This is a genomic window from Acidaminococcus sp. (assembly GCF_057597765.1).
In genome coordinates, this window is record NZ_DBMBXK010000007.1 from 1 (window position 1) to 22,872 (window position 22,872).

Below are 22,872 nucleotides of genomic sequence, written 5' to 3' on the forward strand. Positions count from 1 at the left end.
CATCCCATATTTACGTGAAATAGAAATACACCCTTCGTCACTGTTCAAATATTCCAGTACTATTTTTTTCTTAAATTCATAGCTGTGTTTTGCCATAAAAAACTGCCCCCCAATTGTTAGATTTTTGGTCTAACAATTGGGGGTCAGCTCACAACAGCTCCTTTTTTTCATGTAGCTTCCATGGTCGCTGCCATTCTTTTTCCTTCGGCCTGTTTCAGCCAGTCCTTGCCGTGGACCAGCCGGGCGATGATCATGGCCAGGCCCGTATCTCCGGTTACATTGATGGCGGTAGCGGGAGCATCGGTAATGGTCCCGATCAGCACCATGATGGGAATGGAAACGGTGGGGAATCCGAAAACCGATACGATGAAGATTTCTGCCACATATCCTCCCGCCGGGATACCACCCATGACGATGGAAGCAATGACGGCCACTACAATGGACATGATCAGGTTCCGGGGGGTGGCATAGTTGATGCCGAAAGCCGTGCACAGGAGGGAAATCTTCAAAATCTGGATGATGCAGGCGCCGTCTTTGTGGAGGTTGGCCCCCAGAGGAACGGCCAGGTCGGCCACATCATCCGGGATCCCGATCTGTTTGGCATGGAGCAGATTGATGGGCAGGCTGGCGGCAGAAGAACAAGTCCCCAGGGCCGTCAGGGTAGGAGCCGCAGCCCCTTTCCACCAGGCCCGGACTCCTTCCATACCGGCGCCCAGATAGGCCATCACCGTCTGGGACACCACAAAGTACGCCAATACCACAAAGAGGTACAGGATGATGCCTTTGGACAGGGGACCGATCACTTCATTGCCGTATTTCCCGATCAGGATGGCAAAATAGCAACCCAACCCCAGCGGCGCCAGTTTCATGACGATGTTGATCACATTCACGATGACGGCGGTAAGGCTGTCCATGGCCCGGACGATGGGTTTGCCTTTTTCACCGGCCATGATCACCGCAATGGAGAAAATGACAGTAAACACGATCAGGGCCATCAGATTGGCTTTGGAGAACAGTTTGGGAAAATCCCCTACGGTGAACATCCCCAGCACATTCAGGCTGCCGGAAGCATTGGTCACATCCTTGGACATATCCAACACCACTCCTTTGCCGGGATCCAGGATGACCGCCGGGATCATCATAAACAGGCAGGCGATGATGCCCGTGATGAAGGTCCCCGCCAGGAAATAGCCCATGATTTTCTTCAGCTTGGACAGGTCGTCCATCTTGGCAATGGCAGAAGTCAGAGAACAGAAGATCAGCGGGACCACACAACAGTACAGCAGATTCAGGAAGGTATCGGCAACGGGCTGCAGGATTTCTGCCCCTTCTCCCCAGAACATCCCGACGATGCCGCCAATGATCATAGATGCCAGCAAAAGGAAGGAAGATTTATAGGTTTTCCAGATTTTTCCCATGATGCAACAACTCCTTTGTGTGCTTCCCGGCTTACCGGCAGTGTTTTTCCAACGCGTCTTTCAGCTGATGGAAGGCCTTTTCCACCGTGGACCGGGGACAGGCCATGTTGAACCGTTCGAACTGGGCGGTAGCCGGTCCGAAGATCTTCCCGGAATCCAGCCACAGTTTGGCTTCATCCACCACCAGGTGTTCCAGCTCTTCATCGGTAAACCCATACCCGGAGAAATCGATCCACACCAGGTAGGTCCCTTCCGGTTCTACAAAGGTAGCCTTGGAGAAGTTTTCCTTCACGAAATCCCGGACCCAGGCGATGTTCCCGGCAATGTACTCCACCAGTTCCTTCACCCATTCATCCCCTTTGGTGTAGCAGCTCTTCACTGCCACCTGGCCCATGATGCTACCCTGGCTGTAGCCGGCGGCGGCATTGGCTTTCCGGTAACGCTTCCGCAGCTCTTCATCCGGGATGATGATATTAGCCGGCTGGAGACCTGCCACGTTGAAGGTCTTGCTGGGAGAATTGTACAGCACCAAGTTCTTCCGGTATTTTTCATCCAAAGTCAGGAAGCTGGTGAAATGGTGGGGAGCATAGACGAAATCGCAGTGGATCTCATCATCCATGATGATTACGTCGTGTTTCAGGCAGATATCCCCCATCCGGGTCAGCTCTTCTTCCGACCACACCCGTCCTGCCGGGTTGTGGGGGCTGCACAGCAAGAATACTTTTACATTGTTGTCTTCGATTTTTTGCTCAAAATCAGTGAAGTCTATGGTATATTTTCCATTTTCATAATGGAGCTGGCTATTGACGAATTTCCGGCCATTGTCTTCGATCACTTCCCGGAAGGGGTAGTACACCGGCTGCTGGATCAGCACCGCATCCCCCGGCTCCGTGAATGCCTTCACCCCGGTGGCCAAGCCATAGACCACTCCGCAGCCCAGGGTCACCCATTCCGGCTGGATGTGGTAGCCGTGATGGACGGAGAACCACCGGTCCAGCGCTGCGTAATATTCGGCATCCGGATCCGTGTAACCGAAGATCCCGTGGTCGATCCGTTTGTGGAAGTCAGCCAGGATCTCTTCCGGCAAGGCGAAATCCATATCCGCCACCCACATAGGCAAAAGATCCGTGCGTCCCTTCCGCTGCATGCCGAAGTCATATTTCAGGCAGCTGGTGTTCTTCCGGTCGATGATCCTGTCAAAATCGTAATGTCCCATGATTTCATTTCCTCTCTTTATTTTAGTTTAGTATTTAAACTTTTCTGATGGCTTTATTGTATCTGATTTTTCTAACACTGTCAATGATTTTTGTTTAGTTTCTAAACTGTTTTTATTGTTGTACAATTCTAATCAATTTATTTCCTAGAATTTTCCTTGACTTTTGGTTTGTTTTTGCTTAATATTGTTTTTGTATTAACCATTTATTTTTTATTTAAAGAGAGGTTCTATCATGCTTTTAAAAAACGATAGTTCTGAGATTAACGAAAAGCTCAATTCCGCTTCTCCAGATCCCAGTTTCATCAACACCACTTTCCAGACCCTGAACAACCGTCACCAAATCATCTATGAATTCGTCATGCGCTATGATGATTACATCTATGACACCCATGATTACGGCACCGGGGTGCCCTTGACCATGATCGAATCCCACACCTTGACCTATATTGATGACTATCCGGGGACTACGGTGACGGAACTGACCCATTTCTGGCATAAGACAAAGGGAGCCATCTCCCAGATTGTCACTCGCCTGGAACAGAACGGCCTGGTCAGCAAACAAAAAAAAGCAGGCAATGCCAAGCTGGTCCGGCTCTATACCACGGAAGCCGGGGCCCGTGCCAGCAATGCCCACAAAATGTACGATATCATCGATATCACCAAGACTTTGGGAGAAATCGGAGAAAAATGCACACCGGAAGAGATCGATACTTTCTTCCGGGTCATGCAGGTCTACTATGGAGTGATCAGCAAAGATTTCGAAGAAAACCAGATACCCAAAAGGCAGGGACGGCGGAAGAAGAAATAAAAGACGGGGCTGTTGCGTACGCAGCAGCCCCTCTTTTCATACCAACTGTCTCCTGGCCCGTTCTTCTTCTTTGCCAGGATCTTCTTCCGGATACCACATGACCTTCACCAGGTTGACCCGGCATTCTTCTCCTTCGGCAAAAGTAATCCGATGGGGAGTCTGGACCTTCAGGAGCTGATCGCCCATGCGGACCAGATACTGAGTAGAATCGGTGAGGAAAATCCGGCTTTCGATCTTTCCTCGGAATCCCTTGGTCCGGTTCAAGTCGATTTCATTGGGCCGGATGGCAATGACCATCTCCCGGTCCACATTCTCCGGGATGGGAAGATCCAAGGTCTGTTCTGAACCTCCCCGTACATAGACTTGATTGTCCTTTAAATAAACGTGCAAAAACGTAGATTGTCCCAAGAAACTATGGACAAACCGGTTGCACGGCCGGTTGTACAGATTTTCTGGGGTATCGATCTGGACGATGTTCCCCATATCACAGACCATCATCCGGTCCGAAATGGCCATGGCTTCGCTCTGGTCATGGGTCACGAAAATGATGGTGAAGCCGAATTTCTGCTGGAGGCTCTTGATTTCGAACCGCATGCTTTCCCGGAGTTTGGGATCCAGGTTGGACAAAGGTTCGTCCAGCAGCATGACCTTAGGATTGGTGACGATGGCCCGGGCCAGGGCGATCCGCTGCTGCTGTCCTCCGGAAAGATCGCTGGGATAGACTTCTTCCATCCCATCCAGGCTGGTATGGTGCAGGGCCTCTTTCACCCGCTGTATGATGTCCGCCTTGGGCAGCTTCCGGATCTGCAGCGGGAACGCTACATTTTCGAAGATATTCATATGGGGCCAGACAGCGAAGGCCTGGAACACCATCCCCAATCCCCGCTCTTCCGGAGGCACATAGATGTTCTTCTCTTTGACGGAGACGGGGCGGCCGCACAGTTCGATTTCCCCTTCTGACAGGTCTTCGAACCCGGCGATCATTCGCAGGGTGGTACTTTTGCCGCAGCCCGATGGTCCCAGGAAGGAAAAACATTCCCCTTCCCGGACGGTCAGGTTGAAATCATTGACAGCTGTGATGGTGCCCAATTTTTTGGTGGTAAAACGTTTGGTCACGTGCCGCAGCACAATTTGGTCAGTCACGTTTTACACCCCCTTCTTGTCTTTGGTGATCTGGGTAACGATGAAATTGCAGATGATGATGATGCAGATGGCCACGGCCGCCAGCGCCGAAGCCTGGGGGATCTGTCCGCTGTCCCGCAGGGCGAAGATCTGCACCCCCAGAGTCCGGGTATAGGGTCCATAGAGCAGGATGGAAGTGGTCAGTTCCCGCATGGAGGGCAGGAAAATCAGGAAGAACCCAGCTACCATGGCCGGCCGGATCAGAGGCAGGGTGATGTCTTTCAGGGATTCCGTATGAGACGCTCCACAGGCACGGGCCGCTTCTTCCAGGGACGGGTGGACCTGCTGGAGGGATGCGGAAGCGCTCTTCATAGAGAAGCTCAGGTACCGGGCCATGTATGCCACCAAAATGATCCAGATGGTGTTATACAGACTGATGCCCAATTGGCCGGACCAGGAGAGGATGACCCCGATAGCCAGCACAGTCCCAGGGATGGAATAGGGCAGGACGGACAGCATTTCCAGGATTTCCTTCCCTTTGGGTTTGATTTTGATGACCACGTAGGCAATCATCACGCCCAGGAACATACAGAGGACCCCGGCACTGATGGACAGGAACAGGGAATTCTGGATGGCATCCATGGTCTGTTTGCTGGTGATGATGCTGTGGAAATTGTCCAGGGTGAAGTTCGCTGGGATCAGCGGCAGCCCATAGGCTTTCACCAATCCTTCCAGGAAGATCATGATGAGGGGGACCAGCACGATGAGGACCAGAGTCAGCACCGCAAGCAGCAGCAGAGGATATTTGGCTCCCCGGAGCTTGATTAGGGTGGGGCGCATGCTCTTGCCTTTGATGATATCATAGGACCCGCTGGAAAGGACCACTTTCTGCAGGATCAGGGCCATGGTGACCACAAAGACCAGGAGGATGGACAGTGCCGCGCCTTGGCGGATCCCTTCAAAGCTGCCCCCAGCCCGGTCGATGTAGGCATAGATTACCGTAGGCAGGGTATAAATCTGTTTGGAGAAGCCCAGGATGGCCGGCACCCCGAAATGGGCCAGAGAAGAAATCAGGATCAGCAGGGCCCCTGCGGAAATGGCCGGAGTCACCAGTGGGATGGTGATTTTCCGGATGACGGTCCCCTGGCTGGCCCCAGCGATCCGGGCACTTTCTTCCAGGGTGGGATCCATCCGTTCCAGGGCGCTGACCACCTGCATGAACACAAAGGGGAAATAATAGGAGACTTCCACGAAAATGATGCCGCCCAGGGAATTGATATTGAACGGCGGCGACGCCAGGTGGAAGGTGTTCATCAGCCAGGTGTTCACATAGCCGCCCCGTCCCGAAAGGAGCATATCCCAAGCCATGGCCCCGAAGAAGGGGGGGAACATGTAAGGGATCATGAACAGGGCCCGCATCAGGTTCTTGCAGGGGATATCGCTGCGCCCCAGCAGCCAGGCATAGAAAAGACCGATAATCGTCCCCACCACCGTCACGCTGAGGCCGATGATGACAGTATGGGTCATGGCACTGATATTATCCTGGCTGAATACAACGGTCTTGAACATCTCGATGTCCAGATGCCCTTCATAGAAGAAGGCATTGTAGACGATCATGAAAATGGGGATAAAGACGATGACGAACAACAGGACGAAGCTGACCAGCGTCATGGCCTTATCCAGGCTGAAGGTTTTTCCGTCCAGGGCCGCCAGATCGGATGTCCCCTGGCGGGTTCTACGCAGATTCATCATGGTCCTCCTTTCTGGCTTCATAATACCGAGGCTGGAGGAAACGCAAACCCACTTCCTGGCCTTCCTCCACCTTATTGTTCTGCATCACATCCAGGGCATTGACCTGCATCCGGATCTCCCGGTTCCCCAACTGGATGAAATACACGTATTCGCTTCCCAGGAACACGCTCCGGGTGATTTTTCCCCGGATAGGAGACTGGTCGTCAAAGACCATATCGTTGAGCCGGCTCCCCATTTCCATGGGCTTGCCGCTGGCAAAGATTTCCGGAGGGCATTCATCATAGAGGAATTTCTCTCCGGCCACCAGATAGGTGTGTCCATTTTCCCGCACCAAAGGGAAGAAGTTGGATACCCCGATGAATTCAAAGACAAACCGGTTGGCCGGCCGCAGGATGATGTCCTCATCTTCCCCGATCTGGCACAGCTTCCCTTCCCGGTCCATGATGGCCATCCGGTCACACAGCTGGAGAGCCGCCTCCTGGTCATGGGTGATGTACAGGATGGTAGTCCCGATATCATGCTGGATCAAGCGGATCTCGGTGAGCATTTCTTCCCGCAGCTTGGCATCCAGGTTGGTGATGGGTTCGTCCATGACGATCACTTCGTCGCTGCTCACCAAAGCACGGGCGATGGCCACCCGCTGCTGCTGCCCCCCGGAAAGCTGGCTGGGGAGATGTTCCTCGTATCCCAGCATCCTTACCTGTTCCAGGGCATGATGGGCTCTTTCCTTCATCTCTTCTTTGGGCAGCCGCATCTTTTTCATGGGATACAGCACGTTTTCCAGCACGGTCATATGGGGCCACACCGCATAATCCTGGAATACCACCCCGATGTGACGATGCTCCGGCGATACGTCGATACCTTTTTCCGCGTCGAACAGACAGCGGTCCCCTACATAAATGGAGCCTGTCTCCGGTTTGATGAACCCCAAGAGGCAGCGGACCAAGGTTGTCTTGCCGCAGCCGGAAGGGCCGACCAGACACATGATCTGGCTTTCTTCCACGGTCAGGGAAAGATCTTCGAAGATGCACTTTTTCCCATAGTGGAAGGTAATATGGTTGAACCGAACATCGGCCATACTTTCACCTCCTGAAAAACGGACGGCAGACTGTCCTGCCGTCCGTTCCGACGTTAATTTTTCTTGAAGATGGCATCGAATTCATCCAGTACATTCTTGGCATTGGCAGCTAGTTTCTCCAGATCCACCTTCATGGCATTCTTGGCGATTTCCTCAATGGTCACACCCTTCTGTTTCACATCTTTGCGGACGGACAGCATATTGTTTTGTACCAAGACTTCCTGCCCTTCTTTGGAAAGGATGAAGTCATAGAGCTTTTTGGCATTTTCCTCATTCTTGGCTCCCTTCACCAGGGCGATGGGGCTGTAGATGGAGATGATGTCCTGCTTCGGATAGACGAATTCGATGGTGGAACCTTTGCTCTTCAGGTTTTCCGTGACATAATCCAAACACATCCCTACTTTATAAGCACCGGCCGCAATCTGGTTGTGGGTTGCAGTGGTCCCGGACTGGAGTTCCGTGCCGTTTTCCTTCAGTTTTTCAAAATAGGCCTTTCCGTACTTGGAATTGGAAATCAAGGCTCCTACAGCATATTTGGTAGTCCCCGCTGTTCCAGGATCCGTCATGACAATCTGGCCCTTCCATTTGGGATCCAGGAGATCATCCCAGGTCTTGGGTGCTTCTTCCTTGGAAACTTTCTGGGGGTTGTAGGCAATGCCCATGTTCATCATCCGGGCCCCCGTATAATAACCTTCCTTGTCGATGAAGACTGGATCGATGGCCTTGGCTTCCGGAGAACTGTATTTCTGGAGGATTCCCATTTTCTTGAACCCGATGTAGTCTGCCGGGTCCCCTACCCAGATTACATCTGCCGCCACCTGGCCGGATTTCGCTTCCGTAGCGATTTTTGTAATGACCTTCCCCGTCCCGGCAAAGTAATAATCCAGTTTGATGTCCGGATATTTCTTTTCAAATGCTTTCTTGATGGCATTCAGCTGATCTTCCTGCATGGAAGAATACAGCATTACCGTATTCCCTGCAGATTTTTTGTCCTGTTTGGAACCAGGAATCGCCCCGCCTCCGCCACAGGCGCTGATCCCTGCAGCAAGCACGCACAGCATCCCTACAGACAGCCACTTCTTCAGATTCATGGTAATTCAGCCTCCCTTATTGAAATCTCTTTCCCGGGTAGAATACTTTATGTGCTAATTTTACCATATTTTTACTGAATATTTACATGTTTTTTACAATTCAAATAAAATTAGCTGATAGTGTATAGTATTTAACAACTACATCGCTCAATTCTCATAAAGCCCACCTCCAACAGTTCTTTTGCATAATGGCTTAAGCAAAAAAAGACTGTGCAGGAATCCTGGACATATCCTGTCCATATCCTTGCACAGCCCCTTATATCTTTTTATTTCTTCATCCGGAAGCAGAAGGTACAGTGATGATCTTTGTACATAATATGGTCATGCACACATTCCAGGTCTTCATTGTATCCTTTGCAGATGGCCGGATCGATGTTTTCACAGTAGATGCGGCCATACTTCTCTTCCCCGGCGTCCATCCAGGTCTTGGCGAATACGCACCGGTCGAAATCCTGGTTGATTTCATCCTTGCCATATTCCGTATCATATCCGAACAGCTCGCTGCGTTCCATGTCATAATTGGGCAGATAGGCAGCCAAATCGTTTTTCTGACCCCGTTGGGCAGCTCTGCGGGCAATATCTTTACCCCGTGCCACACCCCAGTCGATGACGCTTTGTTTCAGGATTTCCAGGCCTTTTTCTCCGAATTCCTTTTCCAGATTCTTTGCCAGGATGGAAAAAAATCTGGCGAACAGGACAAACATGGAAACTGGTTCATCCATTTTTTGCGGTTTCAAGTTTTTCACTCCCCTTTTATTACAGGCAGTCCAACTGTGGTTTGGCCAGCTAGACAACCAATCAAACGAATTATTTGCTGTCTCTGATGTGCTGTGCCAGACCGTTCAGGTAATACAGGAAAGCCCAGTTGACCACATGGGCCGCCGTCTGCAGAGTAAATACCTCAGGGTAGGTTTCCACAAAGTCAATCCCCCGTGCTCCTGCCAGCCCTGCTTCATGGAGCATCATGAGCAGTTCATAAGAGGTCAGCCCACCCATATCCTGAGGTGCCTGAGGCATATTGGCTGCATCCAGGCTGTCTGCGCAGACGGTGATATAGATATATTCCGTATCCTTGCTGACCACTTCCAGAGCTTTGGAAATAGAGGCTTTCCAGCCGTCTTCATGGACATCGATGGCACGGATCACCGTGGCACCGTATTTCATGGCATTGTTGTATTCTTCTCGATGGTTTCTGGGCCCCCGGATGCCAATGTGGGCAATCTTGGTGGGATCCATGTTGGGATCGTTATATACCCGATAGAAAGGAGAACAACGGGACAGTTCATCATCACCGAAATGAGAGTAGTTGTCCAAATGGGCATCGAAATGCAGAACGCCTACCTTTTTCGGGTACCGTTTGGCAATTTCACTGATGATGGGATAAGCAATGCCATGGTCACCACCAATGGTAATGGGAATGATTTTGGCATCGGCCAGTTTGCCGATCCGTTCCCGGATGGATTTAAAGGTGAAGTCATAGTTCCCGTTCTGGGTGGCAACATCCCCGGAATCAGCTACCTTCAGATAGTCGAAGCAGTCCAGATTATAATCCGGCAGGAACCCGGTGTAACGGATGGAAGTGGACCGGACTGCCTTCGGGCCTTCCGTAGTGGAAGAATAGCCACCGATGGTGCAGCCCCCTTCCCATGGCACCCCTACCACTGCTGCATCGATTTTCTTCAGGTCCTCATCATTTTCAATGACAGACAGATTCAGCCAGGACGGAACCCCGCTGTAAATCATATTGGGCAGGAAATTGGGATCATAAATCGTAGGTTTGCTTTCTCTCATTTCAGAACATCTCCTCTAAAAATTAAACAGACAGGTCAAAGACCTTCTTATAACAAACTGATGACACTGCTGACACCCAGGATCAGGGAAATCACGAAGATGGCAGCCCCCAGGACATTTTCCAGAGTACTGTTGGCAAACTGGCCCATGATTCTCCGGCTGGCCGTCAGATAAATGGTCACACCTACCACAACGGGAAGTACCACACCATTGACCATCTGGGCCGCCATAATCAGAGCAATGGGATTGAATCCGGCCCCGGCAATGACAATACCCGTCAGGAGCACCAGGAAGTTGGTAATGGTATACCGTTTGTCACTGCGGTTGGTTTCCCAACCGAACAGTCCGGCCAGTACATAAGAAACGCCCATGGGAGTGCAGACGGCACTGGAAACCCCGGCGGCCACCAGACCGATGGCCATAAAAGGTTTGGCAAAAGTCCCCAGAGTGGGTTCCAGCTGGATGGACATATCCATGGCATTCCGGACAGGCATCCCCAGCATAACCGTTGCCGCCGTTACCATAATGGCCCCGGTAACGATGCCCCCGATGATCATGGGGACATTGGTCCCGAACCGGCAGAGCGGCAGTTCATCGGTGCTGTGCCAGGTCCGTTTGGCGGAAGCGGCATGGAGGAACATATTGTAGGGCACTACCGTAGTCCCAATCAGAGACAAACAGGTCATCAGCCCGCCTTTAGGAATATTGGGCACACATCCAGCCAGCAGTTTTCCCAAATCCGGTTTCACCACGAACATGGTCACCAAGAAAACCACAGCCATAATAACCACACAAGCTCCCAGCAATTTTTCCAGGTATTTAAGGGCATCCCCGGCAAAACTCAGGAGCAGCAGGATGCAGAAGCCCCATACTGGCGCAATGATTCGGGTAGAAATTCCCGTAAGGGCACTGATGCCAATAGCCGTCCCAGTCAGGTCCCCGCTCATATAAGCAAAGCCGCCAATGGTAATGGCCACGGCCACCAGTCCGCACAGCAGATTCCGCAGCACAGGCCGGTCTTCAAAATCCTTCACCAGATTCTGAGCCAGCCCCATCTGGGTCACAATGCCCAACCGGGCAGCCATACCCTGCATAACAATCACTGCAATAACCGAGAAGATCACGCACCAGAACAACTGAAACCCATAATCAGCCCCGGCTTTTGTGGAACTGGTTACCGTCCCCGGTCCGATGAACGAGCCCACAATCAGGAATCCAGGTCCCAGTGCCCCTAATTTTTCCCTTAGGGTAAACTGCTTTTCCTTCTTTTCTGCCATAATACTCTCCCCTTCGCAAGTAAATTTCTACGCCGCATTACCCTAGCAACTCGCTCTTGATTGACTACATTATCGTTTTTATTTTTGCATTGTAGTTTTGTACATTTTTATATCACTCTATTTTCTGTTTGTCAATCAAATTCTTTTGTGTTACTCTAATAAAGAAAATCATGCTGCCAAAGGAGGGCATTTATGGAAAAAAAGTTACAGAAACCCATCCAGTCCATCCAGCGGGCCGTACAGATACTGGACTGTTTTACGCCTACGGATCCCAGCCTGCCACTGTCTGCCATCAGTGAAAAAACCGGGCTGAACATCAACACCACCCGTGGGCTGGTCAATACGTTAGTAGAAAGCCAGTTGCTGCTCCGGGACCAGGATACGGGCTGTTACAAATTGGGATATTACTTCGTAACCAAAGCCTCCATGATCCGCCAGGATATCGACCGGTATGTAGAACTCTTCAAACCACTGGTGGATGCGGCCGCAGAAAAATACCATTTCTCTGCCAGCCTGCAGATGGTTTATCAGAACCAGATTTTCAGCGTCTACTGTGCCTACCCCACCAAACAGGCCTACTACATCGTTATGAGTGAATATACCGATCTGCCCCTCCATGCAACCAGTTCTGGAAAGCTGCTGCTTCTGGATCAGATTACCCATGGCCGGAAAAAATTATTGGATCAGCTGGAATACAAGGCTTTTACCCCAGCCAGCATCCGGTCCCGGGAGCAGTTGGAGGCCCAGCTGAAAACCATCAAAAAGAATGGGTATTCTACAGAAATCGAAGAGTTTGTCAATGATGTAGGCAGTCTGGCAGTCCCCTTGTATGATGAAAAAGGCCGGCTGCTGCTGACTCTCAGTGCCACCTTCTTTGTAAAATCTCTTCCCAAAATCAAAGAGGACCTGCTGAAAGATTTCCAAAAAGCCATTGACACCTGGAAACAAGTTTTAAAAAAAGGAGAATGTTTATGAAAACACTAAAAGATCTTTGGCTGGATCTGTTCCGGCCCCTTTCCTCCTTTGGCTATACCGAAGGCCAGGGAACAACCCGCCTGTCCTGGTCCCCTGCCTTTCTGGCTGCCCAGGACTTTCTTCAGCAATATGCGGGAAAAAATGGCCTGCATTGTGAAAAGGACGGCTGGGGGAATCTGTTGATGACCGTACCGGGGAAAGAAGACCTTCCGCCGGTCTACACAGGCTCACACCTGGACACGGTCCCCCATGGCGGAAAATATGACGGGGCCTTGGGAATTACTGTACCACTGGCCATTGCCCGCTTCTGGCGTGAAAAAGGATTCCTTCCCCGCCGGCCGCTGACCATCATTGCCTTTGCCGAAGAAGAGGGGACCCGGTTTGGAACACCTTGCATGGGCAGTCAGGCTCTTACCGGCAGACTTCAGGGACAGTCTCCGGAAGCATTTGTCACTCCAGATGGCTGCCCATTGCCCCAGCTCCTTCAGCAGGCAGGGCTGAAAGGCGATTTTTTTGCCCCCCATCTGCTTCCGGGAAAATGTTTCCTGGAACTCCACATTGAACAGGGCCGCTCTTTGGAAGATGCCCAGCTGCCTCTGGGAATTGTATCCGCCATTGTGGGGATTCGGCATTTCATGATCACCGTCCAGGGCAAAGCCAACCATGCCGGCACCACTGCCATGAAAAACCGTCAGGATGCCCTGGCCGCAGCCGCTGCGGAAATCACCGAAATCTACCAGAGCGCTCTGGCCTCTCAGGGACAGTATGTGGCTACCGTCGGTCATATCCGTGTTTCTCCCGATGCCGGAAATGTAATCCCAGGGGAAGCAGAAATGTCTTTGGAAATCCGTGCCGCAGAAGATTCCGTTATGGACCAGGCCATTGCTCGTTTCAAAGAATTTTCTCATGGTTTGGAGCAGCAGTATGATGTAATTTTCTCCTGGAAACAGCTGGACCAGATTCCTCCACTTCCTATGGACCGGAAAATCATGGAACTTTTTAAAGATTATGCCACGAAAGAAAGTGTTCCTTTCCAGATACAACCCAGTTGGGCAGGTCACGATTCCATGATAGTGGGCCATTTTCTCCCCACCGCCATGCTGTTTGTTCCCAGTAAAAACGGGATTAGCCATTCCCCGGAAGAATTCACTTCAGCAGAAGATATTGGGCAGGCAGCTGAAGTCCTGGAAAAAGTGCTGATGCATCTGACGATGGAGTAAAAAGGATTCCAGGTCAGATCAGATTTCCAAAAAAGAACAGGTTGTTGCAAATGCGTAATTTCACGCATGCAACAACCTGTTTCTTTTCACTAGATAACGTTAAGACGCATCATGAAAACCCTTAGGACTGTGCCAATAATATGTTATTCACTTTTCACTAAAATATTATCCCAGAAAAAACATTTGATACAAGTCCGGATACAACAAGTTTATTTTAATAATTATTGATTGGACAAACTCCGTAATGCCGTTTCTCTGGAACCTTTTAAATGGTACAGCATGGCATCTCCCGCCTTTTCCCGTTCCCCCATGAGAATTAGATCGATAATTTTCTGATGTTCTTTAGCCGCTTCCTTATGCCTTTCCCAGATATCACTTCCTGAAAGGACACGGATCCGCATATGCTGGTCAAAGATATGGGCCAGCATGTTTCGGAAGTAAATATTCGAACACCCTTGAGCCAGGAGCCTATGAAAACGATCATCCAGTAGCGCGAATTGTTCTGGATCCGGTGCAGCTTCAATCAGTTGCTGTGAACGATCACGTATCTCATGAAGCCCTTTTAAATCCAAATATTTTAAATCATTTCTGATAATAAAAGGTTCAAGCAACATACGGGCTTCGAAACTTTGGTTGATTTCATTTATCGTCAAAGGCCTGACCATAACACCCTTTTTAGGAAGGACAGTAACCAAGCCCTCTTGTTCCAACCGTGTCAGAGCTTCTCGAATAGGAGTCCTACTGACCTCCAGTTCTTCCATAAGAGCTGTTTCATTCAGGAACCCATTACTTTCATACTGGCATCTTAAGATTTTGTTTTTGATTGCATAATAAGCTTTATCCCGTAAACTCATCATGACAGCCATTTCACCTCTATTCCAGTCCGCTCTTGTATACAACAGATATATTTCAATTATACTGGATATATCCTTTGGATGCAAAAAAATTCTATGCTAGAATCAAATTAGAAAGAGTGAACGGAATTTTTAGAATCTTTAATGAACTGTTTTGAAGGAGGAATCTGCAATGAACGTCAAAAAAACACTTGCGGCACTGTGTCTGGCATCGTTGGCCGTATTCGCTCTCACTGGCTGCGGAACTGAAGAAACTGGGAAAGCAAAAAGTGAAGGCGGCAAAGTCCAAATGGATTTGGCTACCGCTTATTCGGCAGATTCTCCCGCTGGCAAAGCCATGAAGAAGTTTGTAGATGATGTCAAGAAAAAGTCCAATGGAAGTATTGAAATCAATCTGTTTACAGACGGAACTTTAGGAAATCCCAAAGACAACTATTCTTCTGTAGCCAGTGGCGATCTGGACATGACGATGTCCGGATTGGAAGGACTTGACTTGTATGCTCCAGAATACACTTTCCTGGATGCACCCTTCCTAATGAAAGATTTGAAACAGCAACAGGCTATTCTGAACAGTGGTATTGGTGATAAGCTCAAAGCCATCTATAAGAAAAATGGCTTTACCACTCTGGGCTTCCACAACCGGGATATCCGTGAACTGGCCGGGACAAAGCCCATTAAAACACCTGCCGATCTTCAAGGATTAAAGCTGCGGTTGCCAGGCATGAGAGTCTATGTGGATACCTGGAGTCAACTGGGTGTCAGCTCCACCACCGTTGCCATGAACGAACTGTACACGGCACTGCAGACCAAAGTAGCCGAAGCTTGCGAAGGTGGATATGAACAAATGGCAACTTTAAAACTGTATGAAGTACAGCCTTATATCATGGAAACCAACCATGTATATGAATTTGTGGGTCTCTATATCAATAACAAGGCGTTCGAAAAATTGACTCCTGACCAGCAAAAAATCATTCAGGAATGTGCAAAAGAAGACTTGGCCTATGCTGACAAGCTGGCAGAAGAAAGCCGTCAGGAATACAAACAGCAATGCCAGGACAAGGGCATGAAAGTCGTTGAAGTTGATCAAGCTGCATTCCGCAATGCACTGGAAAATTACTATAAAGAACAATTCAGCAGCAAATGGACGGTCACCACGTATGATGAAGTCATGAAATACGCCAAATAATTCCCAGCATAAGGGTGCCGCACTATAAAGTACGGCACCCTTTCTCTTAGAAAAGGAGGGTATTCTGTCATGTTCCATAAAATTGCACGGGGATATTTGAAAACTGTTGAAGGCATCTGCATAACTCTTCTGTTTATCATTTTTCTGCTGATGGTTATTCAAGTTCTCTGCCGTCTCTTTACCATTGGCCAGAATTTCACAGAAGAACTGGCTCGTATCTGCTTCTGTCTGATGATTTTTTTGGGAGCACCGCTGACTCTTGCAGAAGGAGCTGATATCTGTGTGGATATGGTCGTCAATAAATGCCCGCCTAAACTACAGAAAGTCATTAATATCCTGATCAATATTCTAACCTGTGTTTTTTCTGTGCTCTGTCTTAAAAGTCTCATGGTTCTGATTAATACCAACACAGGAGTTTCTGCAGTAGCACTCCCCTGGATAAAAATGAACTGGATTTATTCTGCCATGTGTGTTGGATTTGCTTTTCTCTTTGTGGTAGCAGTATGCAAAATCGTCGCTCTGTGCAAAGGCTGCCCGGATACCATGGATATCAACAAAGAAGAAAAAGCTATCGCCCGGAAAAAAGAAAGTGAGATGAATTTGGGAATATGACTACGAACACGATTATTATCATGCTACTGGTTTCCATGCTGGCTCTCTTCCTGCTGAAGGTTCCAGTCTATATCAGTATGTCTCTGGCTGGCTGTGCCGTTCTGGCTACCCGCTTTGGAATGAAATGGAGCCTTCTCAGCCAATATCTCTACACTGGCGTAGATTCCTTTACTCTTCTTTCCATCCCGCTTTTCCTGCTGGCTGCAAAAATCATGAATACCGGCAGCATCACAAAAAAGCTCTTTTCTTTCTGCATGAAGGTTGTTGGATGGCTCCCTGGAGGTTTAGGCCATGTAAATGTTCTTTGTTCTGTAATTTTTGCCGGCATGTCTGGTACAGCTGTATCTGATGCCGGTGGGCTTGGTTCCATTGAAATCAAAGCCATGAATGAAAACGGTTTTGATAATGACTTTTCCTGCTGCGTTACGGCCGCTTCCTCAACACTGGGGCCTATTATTCCCCCTTCCATTCCTCTGGTCGTCTATGCAACCGTATCCGGGGCCTCCGTAGGTGCCCTGTTTATGGCTGGAATCATCCCTGGCCTGGTCATGGCCATTTTGATGATGGTACTGGTCAGTGCTTATGCTATTATGCGTCACTATCCCCGTACCAAATTTCCCTCTGGAGGCGAATTTTTTACCGCTCTTAAAGACGGCTTCCTCCCGCTGATGGCTCCTGTTATTCTGCTGGTAGGAATTTACGGGGGTGTCTTCACCCCTACAGAAAGTGCAGCCATTGTAGTTTGTTACAGTCTGTTTTTAGAAATCTGCATTTATCGTGAACTGACTCTGACAAAATTTATTTCCATCCTGAAAGAAACCTTCCGGGATTCTGTTACCATTGCTCTGATCATTGCCGGTGCCACTTTCTTTGGGTACGTGGCAACTCGTGTACGGATTCCCCAGCTGATTCTGAAAGAAATGACGGGGCTTGTTTCCTCTCAGTTCATGCTGCTCTTGCTGATCAATATTTTCCTGCTGATTATCGGCTGTTTCCTGGAAACCGCTTCCGCCATCACCATTGTTGTACCGTTGATTATGCCGCTTCTGAAAGCGTACCATGTAAATCTAACGCAGTTTGGCATCATCATGGTATTGAATCTGATGATTGGCCTGTTAACGCCTCCTTTTGGCCTGGTTTTATTCGTTGTCAGCAAGATTGGGCATATATCGGTAGGTCATTTCTCAAGAGCACTGCTTCCCTGGCTGGCCTGTCTGCTGATTGCCCTGATGCTAATCACATTTATTCCCTCCATCAGCCTGTGGTTCCCCACTTTCCTGGGCATGACCGTTTAGGAGGCCTGTTATGAAAATAACCTCTGTGAAAGGGATTCAACTGCGTTGTCCCTGTGATGAAATCCATGACGCTTTAAGCACCTCTACAGCACGACAGGCCTTCCTGATCCGTGTTGATACAGACAAAGGAATTTGGGGAATTGGAGAAGCCTTTTCTTTTGGAGCCCCTCTCAATGTCCTTCAAGCACTGCTTGATTACCAGATTTCTCCCATTATTTTGAGTAAAGAGGCGGAAAACATTGAAGAGCTTTGGCAAACCATGTATTGGCGCACCCTGGCCAACGGCCGTCGCGGTCTGACAATGGCTGTCATTTCAGGTATTGATACCGCTCTCTGGGATATTCTAGGCAAAGCTGCTCATATGCCCATCAGCCATCTTTTGGGAGCATCTTCCAATAAAGTTCCCACCTATGCCAGTGGAGGATTTTATGCTCCTGGAAAAGGACTGGACGGACTTCAACAAGAGCTGTACGGATACCGTAAAAAAGGCTATACCAGTGCAAAAATAAAAATAGGCCGCACGAATACCAATGTTTTTCTAAAATATATGGCCAACCAGAAAGATACAGTCAGTACAGAAGAAGATTGGAGGCGGATCCAAGCAGCTCATGAAATCATGAAAGATGGTACTTTGATGGTCGATACCAATGCTTCCTGGACGGCCGATCAGGTGATTCAAAATACGCCTCGCCTTCTGGACACTGGTGTGCAGGTCATTGAAGAACCTCTTCCTTTCGAGGATATTGCTGGCTACCGAAAAATAGCCCATGCCGCACCAGAGTTGATTACTGCAGGGTGTGAGACTCAGCAGGGCCTTTCCAATTTTAACCATCTAATGACTGAAAATCTTATTGACATTCTCCAACCAGATGTAGGCTGGGCAGGCGGCATATCTGAAGTCAAAAAAATAGGAACAGCCGCATTGACTGCCGGAAAAAAGATTTCACTGCATTGTTTCGGTTCTGCCATCCTGTTTGCAACCAGCCTGCAGGTCGCGGCATCCATGACCAATACCATTGCCATGGAGTCAGAAGAAAATCCAAATCCGTTGAAGACTGGTATCTTGAAAACTCCCTTTCAAACAGATGCCGCCATGAATTTTCTGGTTCCTGACAGTCCCGGTTTGGGTATTGACATCGATTGGGACTGTGTAGAAAAGTATGTTGTAAAATAAAAAACAGCGTAAGGATAAGAAAAAACCGTCGAATTACCGACGGTTTTTTCATTTTTACCAAATATGATAAAATCAATTAAAATATTATTTCAATGAGCACAATTAATTTAGAGAAACTGCAGGGAGGTTCTTTCCACTTATGGATACCAGACTTATTGAACACATCCTGAAAATTGCAGAAGAAAAGAGCATCACCAAGGCGGCGGAAAAGCTGTTCCTGACCCAGTCGGCCCTGAACCAGCAGCTGCTCCACCTGGAACATGAGCTGGGGACGCCTCTTTTCAAGCGCAGCAAGGTAAACTGGGGCCCTACCCGGGCCGGGGAAATCTACCTGGAAGGGGCCCGGGAAATGCTCCGGGTGAAGCAGAACACCTACAGCCAGATCAGCGACCTGACCCACGGATACACGGGAACCATCCGGGTGGGGATGACTCCCGTCCGGGGGCCGGACATGTTCATCCATGTGTACCCGGCTTTCCACAAGGAATATCCCAACCTGGTGGTGGTCCCCTATGAACTGAACGTGTTCCAGATGCAGAAGCTGGTCACTGCCGGGGATCTGGATCTGGGGTTCATGACTCTGTTCGGGAGCCAGCGGGACGACAATGAATATGAAGACCTGTATGAAGAGGATATCCTCATTGCAGTACCGGAAGACTGGAAGCTGGAAGGAGAATTGCCGGCGGCAGAGGGACAGCGTCCCCGTCTGCCTCTCCTGGCCCTGAAGGACCGTCCCATAATCCTGCTGCGGAAGCAGACCACCATGCGTCCGGTGCTGGACCGACTGTTCCGGGCCCGGCAGATGGTGCCCCGGATCCTGTTTGACACCGCCAATCCGGCCACCATCCTGGAAATGGTCCGAGCGGGAATCTGCTGCGGTATTGTGGCGGAATCCACCACCCGGGGCTTTGAACAGGGGATCCGGTATTATGCCTTTGAAAAGCCCCTCCACTGGAACGTGGCGGTCAGTTATCCCAAAGGAGCTTTTTTGAATCAGGCAGAAAAGCTGTTCATCCAACAGGCCCGGGAATACTGGATAAAGAAAGCCAAGGCTAAAGTGCAGAGTAAAGAGTAAAGAGTGCAGAGAAAAGATAAGAGTGAAGTGCAGGACGTAAAACAGACCCAAAGGGCCGCTCCCGCGCAGGGGCGGCCCTTTGGGTCTGTTGGTTTCCAAGGATGTATGGTTTTGATACATTGTTGGCGATGGAAGATCACCGGAAGATGCCCAGGGCATAGCCGGCCACCAGCCACAGGATGTTCATGATCCACAAAGGAGCGAAGGAGAACTTCACATAATCCTGGAGCTCGGTCTGGTCCGCCAGGTCGCAGGCCAGGTAAATCTGAGGCTGGGCCACCGGGGAAACCATGGCCCCCATGTTCATCAGAAGGGTCATGACCACGATTTCCTTGGGCACGCCGTAGTTGGCGCTGACCCCGGCCACAATGGGCACCAGGGCATACTGCCAGATATCGTTGGTGAAGATCAGCATCAGCGGAGCACTGAAGATGGCGATGATCAGGTACACCCAGGGTCCCAGGACGCTGGGGATGATGCCCACCAGGAACTGGACCATGGCGTCCATCATGCCGCTCTTGGACAGGACCCCTACCACCACGCCGGACAGGAACACGGCGCAGGCGGTGGAATACATTTCTTTGGAGTACTTCTTCAGCAGCTGGTTCTGGAGGCTCAGATCCGGATAGTTCACGGTAAGGGCGATGACCAGGCCCAGGGCGAAGATCACATAGCCGGGAGCAGGCACCACACTCAGGCCCACAATCAGCAGCACGGTGAGCAGCAGGTTGAACCAGAACAGTTTGGGCCGCCGGAGTTCGGACTGGTCTTTCTTTTCCAGGTCTTCCATGATGACGCTTTCATCCACCTGGCCGGCGCCTTTCTTCATCTGGAACCGGGCCAGCAGCACAGCCAGCCCAAGGCACATGGCAATGTAGATCAGCATCAGGGGCAGCATGTGGACGAAAATGTAGTTCTGAGGAGCGGGAATCCCGTCCAGCAGGGTGGCTGCCCGGAGGGTACGGCCGTTCCAGGGCGTAATGAACAGGGCGCACATGGTGGCGGAGCACAGGAGCAGCAGACATTTGGGATCGATCTTCAGCTTCTTGTACAGAGGCAGCATCATGGGCACGGTCACCAGATAGGTGGAGGTTACGCTGCCGTCGATTTCCGTAATCAGAGAAACGAACACGGTAATGATCATCACAATGGTGACGCTGAGCTTGGTCCGCTTCAGCAGGAATTCCACCATGGTGTCGAACAGTCCCACTTCATTCATCAGAGAGAAATAAGGCAGGGAGAAGAAAATGATGAACATCAGGTCCCGGGTCTTGCCCAGGCCGAATTTCACGTAATCGCAGACTTCCTTTACGTTGGCCCCCAGCAGGAAGGCCCCGATAATGGGGATGATGGTGAAGGCAAACAGAGTACTGACTTTCTTTTTCAGCAGCAGTGTGGTGATGAGGATCATCATCGCAAAGCCGACAAAGGCCGCAAAGCTCATGGATAGGTTCCCCCTTTTCTCTTACCGCACCAGACAGGGTTTCTTGCAGTCGTATTTCCAGTTGGGGATCAGGTACTGCATGGCCATGGCGTCGTCCCGGTCGTGGGAAGGCATCTGGTTGTACAGCTTGTTGGCTTCCATGACCCGGTCCATGTCCAGGGTGACCCCCAGCCCCGGTTTCCTGGATACTTCCAGGAACCCGTCTTTGATCTGGGGAGTATCCTTCAGCAGGTTCTGCCCATCCTGCCAGATCCAATGGGTATCCAGAGGAGCCGGATTCCCCGGTGCCGCAGCCCCCACTTGAGCGAAGGTGGCCAGGGTGATGTCAAAGTGGTTGTTGGAGTGGCTGCCCCAGGTAAGGCCCCATTCCTTCAGCAGAGCTGCCATCCGCAGGCTCCCTTCCATACCCCAGAAGTGAGGATCCGCCAGGACGATGTCCACGGCCTTCAGGGCGGCTGCATGGTAGAACTGGCGCCAGTTGGTGGCGATCATGTTGGTGGCTACCCGGAGAGAAACGGCGTTCTTGAATTCCGCCATCACTTCCCGGCTGGAGAAGCCCGCTTCCGGGCCGGTGGGATCTTCGATGTAGCTCAGGACCCCTTCCATGGGTTTGCACAGCCGGATGGCCTCATCCAGGCTCCAGGCCCCGTTGGGGTCGATGTTGATCCGGGCATTGGGGAATGCTTTCTTCAGAGCCCGGCAGGTGTCCATTTCATAAGACCCTTCCATGACCCCGCCTTTCAGCTTGAAGTTCCGGAAGCCGTATTTTTCGTGGAGGATCTGGGCTTCTTCCACCACCTGTTCGTGGGTAAGGATTTCGCCTCGGCGGTACCGGAACCAGGGATCCTTGCTGTCAGATTCGTCCAGGTAGGGCAGGTCCGTTTTGTTCTTGTCAGATACATAGAACAGATACCCCAGCATTTCCACCTTGTCCCGCTGCTTGCCTTCCGCCAGCAGTTCGCACATGGGAACACCCAGGTACTGGCCCAGCAGGTCCAGGAGAGCACATTCCAGGGCCCATTCTGCCCGGACCACGAATTTCAGTTTGGAAATGTCCAGGGTCTGGATCCCTTCCCCGTCATCTCCTTCGGCTTTTTTGCCTCCTCTGTGGATGGTGCCCAGGATGGAACGGTATTTGCCGATTTCCTGCCCCACCACCAGGGGAATATAGCTGTCCAGACATTCTTTCGTATATTCGCCCCCGTGGATTTCCCCGATGCCTTCATGGCCGGCATTGTCGTGGAGAATCACCAGGTTCCGGGTGAAAAGCGGTGCGTGGGCCCCGCTCAGAGTCATTTCCATGCTGTCATACCCGGCTACGGGGATGACCTTCATATCTGTTACAATCGGTGTAGTTGCCATTGTTTTTCCTCCTTGCAATCCTTATCGCGCGCTTTTGAATGTTTCAAATTGTCTGTAATCAATATAGCCAATTTGCTTTTCCCTGGCCAATATGTAATAATGATTCCTGCAATCAGTTTTGC

20 protein-coding genes are annotated in these 22,872 nt (G+C 50.3%); 8 read left to right on the forward strand and 12 right to left on the reverse strand.

The window, feature by feature from the left end:
• Positions 1-167: 167 nt before the first annotated feature.
• On the reverse strand, positions 168-1,418 hold the full coding sequence (locus ACZOF8_RS05985) for a dicarboxylate/amino acid:cation symporter (RefSeq protein ID WP_022488252.1): 1,251 nt from the start codon (positions 1,416-1,418) through the stop codon (positions 168-170).
• 31 nt (positions 1,419-1,449) lie between these two features.
• The gene (locus tag ACZOF8_RS05990; RefSeq protein ID WP_487426674.1) at positions 1,450-2,634 is read right to left on the reverse strand and encodes a MalY/PatB family protein; all 1,185 of its coding nucleotides are present in this window, start codon (positions 2,632-2,634) and stop codon (positions 1,450-1,452) included.
• Between the two features lie 232 nt (positions 2,635-2,866).
• Here ACZOF8_RS05990 and ACZOF8_RS05995 point away from each other — a divergent pair, with 232 nt between their 5' ends.
• Positions 2,867-3,442, forward strand: a complete 576-nt coding sequence (locus ACZOF8_RS05995; RefSeq protein WP_487426675.1) for a MarR family winged helix-turn-helix transcriptional regulator — start codon at positions 2,867-2,869, stop codon at positions 3,440-3,442.
• 36 nt (positions 3,443-3,478) lie between these two features.
• Here the strand turns inward: ACZOF8_RS05995 and ACZOF8_RS06000 are convergent, their stop codons facing one another.
• From ACZOF8_RS06000 to ACZOF8_RS06030, 7 genes are all read right to left on the reverse strand, one after another.
• Positions 3,479-4,585, reverse strand: a complete 1,107-nt coding sequence (locus ACZOF8_RS06000) for an ABC transporter ATP-binding protein (protein WP_487426676.1) — start codon at positions 4,583-4,585, stop codon at positions 3,479-3,481.
• 3 nt (positions 4,586-4,588) lie between these two features.
• Positions 4,589-6,313 (reverse strand): ABC transporter permease, encoded by a 1,725-nt coding sequence (locus tag ACZOF8_RS06005; protein ID WP_279125680.1) that lies wholly within the window; start codon positions 6,311-6,313, stop codon positions 4,589-4,591.
• A complete protein-coding gene (locus ACZOF8_RS06010; protein WP_022488257.1) occupies positions 6,300-7,394 on the reverse strand; it encodes an ABC transporter ATP-binding protein in 1,095 nt (364 codons plus the stop codon). The genes ACZOF8_RS06005 and ACZOF8_RS06010 overlap by 14 nt, the downstream gene beginning before the upstream one ends.
• Positions 7,395-7,447: 53 nt before the next feature.
• On the reverse strand, positions 7,448-8,485 hold the full coding sequence (locus tag ACZOF8_RS06015) for an ABC transporter substrate-binding protein (RefSeq protein WP_022488258.1): 1,038 nt from the start codon (positions 8,483-8,485) through the stop codon (positions 7,448-7,450).
• 266 nt (positions 8,486-8,751) lie between these two features.
• Positions 8,752-9,231 carry an L-2-amino-thiazoline-4-carboxylic acid hydrolase gene (locus tag ACZOF8_RS06020; RefSeq protein WP_288174892.1) on the reverse strand — a complete coding sequence of 160 codons (480 nt, stop codon included), beginning with the start codon at positions 9,229-9,231 and terminating at the stop codon, positions 8,752-8,754.
• A 61-nt stretch (positions 9,232-9,292) separates the two neighbouring features.
• The gene (locus ACZOF8_RS06025; protein ID WP_487426677.1) at positions 9,293-10,276 is read right to left on the reverse strand and encodes an agmatinase family protein; all 984 of its coding nucleotides are present in this window, start codon (positions 10,274-10,276) and stop codon (positions 9,293-9,295) included.
• A 47-nt stretch (positions 10,277-10,323) separates the two neighbouring features.
• A complete protein-coding gene (locus ACZOF8_RS06030; protein WP_022488261.1) occupies positions 10,324-11,553 on the reverse strand; it encodes an Nramp family divalent metal transporter in 1,230 nt (409 codons plus the stop codon).
• A 192-nt stretch (positions 11,554-11,745) separates the two neighbouring features.
• On the opposite strand from ACZOF8_RS06030, the gene ACZOF8_RS06035 reads away from it, so the two are divergent.
• Together ACZOF8_RS06035 and ACZOF8_RS06040 are read left to right on the forward strand one after the other, a co-directional pair.
• Complete coding sequence (locus ACZOF8_RS06035) at positions 11,746-12,528, forward strand: IclR family transcriptional regulator (RefSeq protein ID WP_308664181.1); 783 nt, start codon at positions 11,746-11,748, stop codon at positions 12,526-12,528.
• Positions 12,525-13,748, forward strand: coding sequence for a hydantoinase/carbamoylase family amidase (locus ACZOF8_RS06040; protein ID WP_487426678.1), 1,224 nt, complete (start codon positions 12,525-12,527; stop codon positions 13,746-13,748). Before ACZOF8_RS06035 ends, ACZOF8_RS06040 begins: the two co-directional genes overlap by 4 nt.
• Before the next feature lie 221 nt (positions 13,749-13,969).
• Here ACZOF8_RS06040 and ACZOF8_RS06045 read toward each other — a convergent pair whose 3' ends face one another.
• Positions 13,970-14,614, reverse strand: coding sequence for a GntR family transcriptional regulator (locus tag ACZOF8_RS06045; protein WP_022488264.1), 645 nt, complete (start codon positions 14,612-14,614; stop codon positions 13,970-13,972).
• 160 nt (positions 14,615-14,774) lie between these two features.
• Here ACZOF8_RS06045 and ACZOF8_RS06050 point away from each other — a divergent pair, with 160 nt between their 5' ends.
• From ACZOF8_RS06050 to ACZOF8_RS06070, 5 genes are all read left to right on the forward strand, one after another.
• On the forward strand, positions 14,775-15,788 hold the full coding sequence (locus tag ACZOF8_RS06050) for a TRAP transporter substrate-binding protein (protein WP_022488265.1): 1,014 nt from the start codon (positions 14,775-14,777) through the stop codon (positions 15,786-15,788).
• Positions 15,789-15,857: 69 nt separating this feature from the next.
• Positions 15,858-16,400: a TRAP transporter small permease gene (locus tag ACZOF8_RS06055; protein WP_022488266.1), complete on the forward strand. Its 543-nt coding sequence runs from the start codon at positions 15,858-15,860 to the stop codon at positions 16,398-16,400.
• Positions 16,397-17,695 (forward strand): TRAP transporter large permease, encoded by a 1,299-nt coding sequence (locus ACZOF8_RS06060; RefSeq protein ID WP_022488267.1) that lies wholly within the window; start codon positions 16,397-16,399, stop codon positions 17,693-17,695. Before ACZOF8_RS06055 ends, ACZOF8_RS06060 begins: the two co-directional genes overlap by 4 nt.
• Positions 17,696-17,705: 10 nt before the next feature.
• Positions 17,706-18,869, forward strand: a complete 1,164-nt coding sequence (locus ACZOF8_RS06065) for a mandelate racemase/muconate lactonizing enzyme family protein (protein WP_022488268.1) — start codon at positions 17,706-17,708, stop codon at positions 18,867-18,869.
• A gap of 139 nt (positions 18,870-19,008) precedes the next feature.
• A complete protein-coding gene (locus ACZOF8_RS06070; RefSeq protein ID WP_441374121.1) occupies positions 19,009-19,944 on the forward strand; it encodes a LysR family transcriptional regulator in 936 nt (311 codons plus the stop codon).
• 136 nt (positions 19,945-20,080) lie between these two features.
• Here the strand turns inward: ACZOF8_RS06070 and ACZOF8_RS06075 are convergent, their stop codons facing one another.
• Both ACZOF8_RS06075 and ACZOF8_RS06080 read right to left on the reverse strand, forming a co-directional pair.
• Positions 20,081-21,388, reverse strand: a complete 1,308-nt coding sequence (locus ACZOF8_RS06075) for an SLC13 family permease (RefSeq protein WP_022488270.1) — start codon at positions 21,386-21,388, stop codon at positions 20,081-20,083.
• Positions 21,389-21,409: 21 nt separating this feature from the next.
• Positions 21,410-22,750, reverse strand: coding sequence for an enolase C-terminal domain-like protein (locus ACZOF8_RS06080; RefSeq protein ID WP_154487975.1), 1,341 nt, complete (start codon positions 22,748-22,750; stop codon positions 21,410-21,412).
• Positions 22,751-22,872 lie beyond the last annotated feature (122 nt).

Excerpts from the sequence above, each read along its gene's own strand:
- ACZOF8_RS05985 (WP_022488252.1), bottom strand. The coding sequence starts at position 1,418 with ATGGGAAAAATCTGGAAAACCTATAAATCTTCCTTCCTTTTGCTGGCA.
- ACZOF8_RS05990 (WP_487426674.1), bottom strand. The coding sequence starts at position 2,634 with ATGGGACATTACGATTTTGACAGGATCATCGACCGGAAGAACACCAGC.
- ACZOF8_RS05995 (WP_487426675.1), top strand. The coding sequence starts at position 2,867 with ATGCTTTTAAAAAACGATAGTTCTGAGATTAACGAAAAGCTCAATTCC.
- ACZOF8_RS06005 (WP_279125680.1), bottom strand. The coding sequence starts at position 6,313 with ATGAATCTGCGTAGAACCCGCCAGGGGACATCCGATCTGGCGGCCCTG.
- ACZOF8_RS06010 (WP_022488257.1), bottom strand. The coding sequence starts at position 7,394 with ATGGCCGATGTTCGGTTCAACCATATTACCTTCCACTATGGGAAAAAG.
- ACZOF8_RS06015 (WP_022488258.1), bottom strand. The coding sequence starts at position 8,485 with ATGAATCTGAAGAAGTGGCTGTCTGTAGGGATGCTGTGCGTGCTTGCT.
- ACZOF8_RS06025 (WP_487426677.1), bottom strand. The coding sequence starts at position 10,276 with ATGAGAGAAAGCAAACCTACGATTTATGATCCCAATTTCCTGCCCAAT.
- ACZOF8_RS06030 (WP_022488261.1), bottom strand. The coding sequence starts at position 11,553 with ATGGCAGAAAAGAAGGAAAAGCAGTTTACCCTAAGGGAAAAATTAGGG.
- ACZOF8_RS06035 (WP_308664181.1), top strand. The coding sequence starts at position 11,746 with ATGGAAAAAAAGTTACAGAAACCCATCCAGTCCATCCAGCGGGCCGTA.
- ACZOF8_RS06040 (WP_487426678.1), top strand. The coding sequence starts at position 12,525 with ATGAAAACACTAAAAGATCTTTGGCTGGATCTGTTCCGGCCCCTTTCC.
- ACZOF8_RS06045 (WP_022488264.1), bottom strand. The coding sequence starts at position 14,614 with ATGGCTGTCATGATGAGTTTACGGGATAAAGCTTATTATGCAATCAAA.
- ACZOF8_RS06050 (WP_022488265.1), top strand. The coding sequence starts at position 14,775 with ATGAACGTCAAAAAAACACTTGCGGCACTGTGTCTGGCATCGTTGGCC.
- ACZOF8_RS06055 (WP_022488266.1), top strand. The coding sequence starts at position 15,858 with ATGTTCCATAAAATTGCACGGGGATATTTGAAAACTGTTGAAGGCATC.
- ACZOF8_RS06060 (WP_022488267.1), top strand. The coding sequence starts at position 16,397 with ATGACTACGAACACGATTATTATCATGCTACTGGTTTCCATGCTGGCT.
- ACZOF8_RS06065 (WP_022488268.1), top strand. The coding sequence starts at position 17,706 with ATGAAAATAACCTCTGTGAAAGGGATTCAACTGCGTTGTCCCTGTGAT.
- ACZOF8_RS06070 (WP_441374121.1), top strand. The coding sequence starts at position 19,009 with ATGGATACCAGACTTATTGAACACATCCTGAAAATTGCAGAAGAAAAG.
- ACZOF8_RS06075 (WP_022488270.1), bottom strand. The coding sequence starts at position 21,388 with ATGAGCTTTGCGGCCTTTGTCGGCTTTGCGATGATGATCCTCATCACC.
- ACZOF8_RS06080 (WP_154487975.1), bottom strand. The coding sequence starts at position 22,750 with ATGGCAACTACACCGATTGTAACAGATATGAAGGTCATCCCCGTAGCC.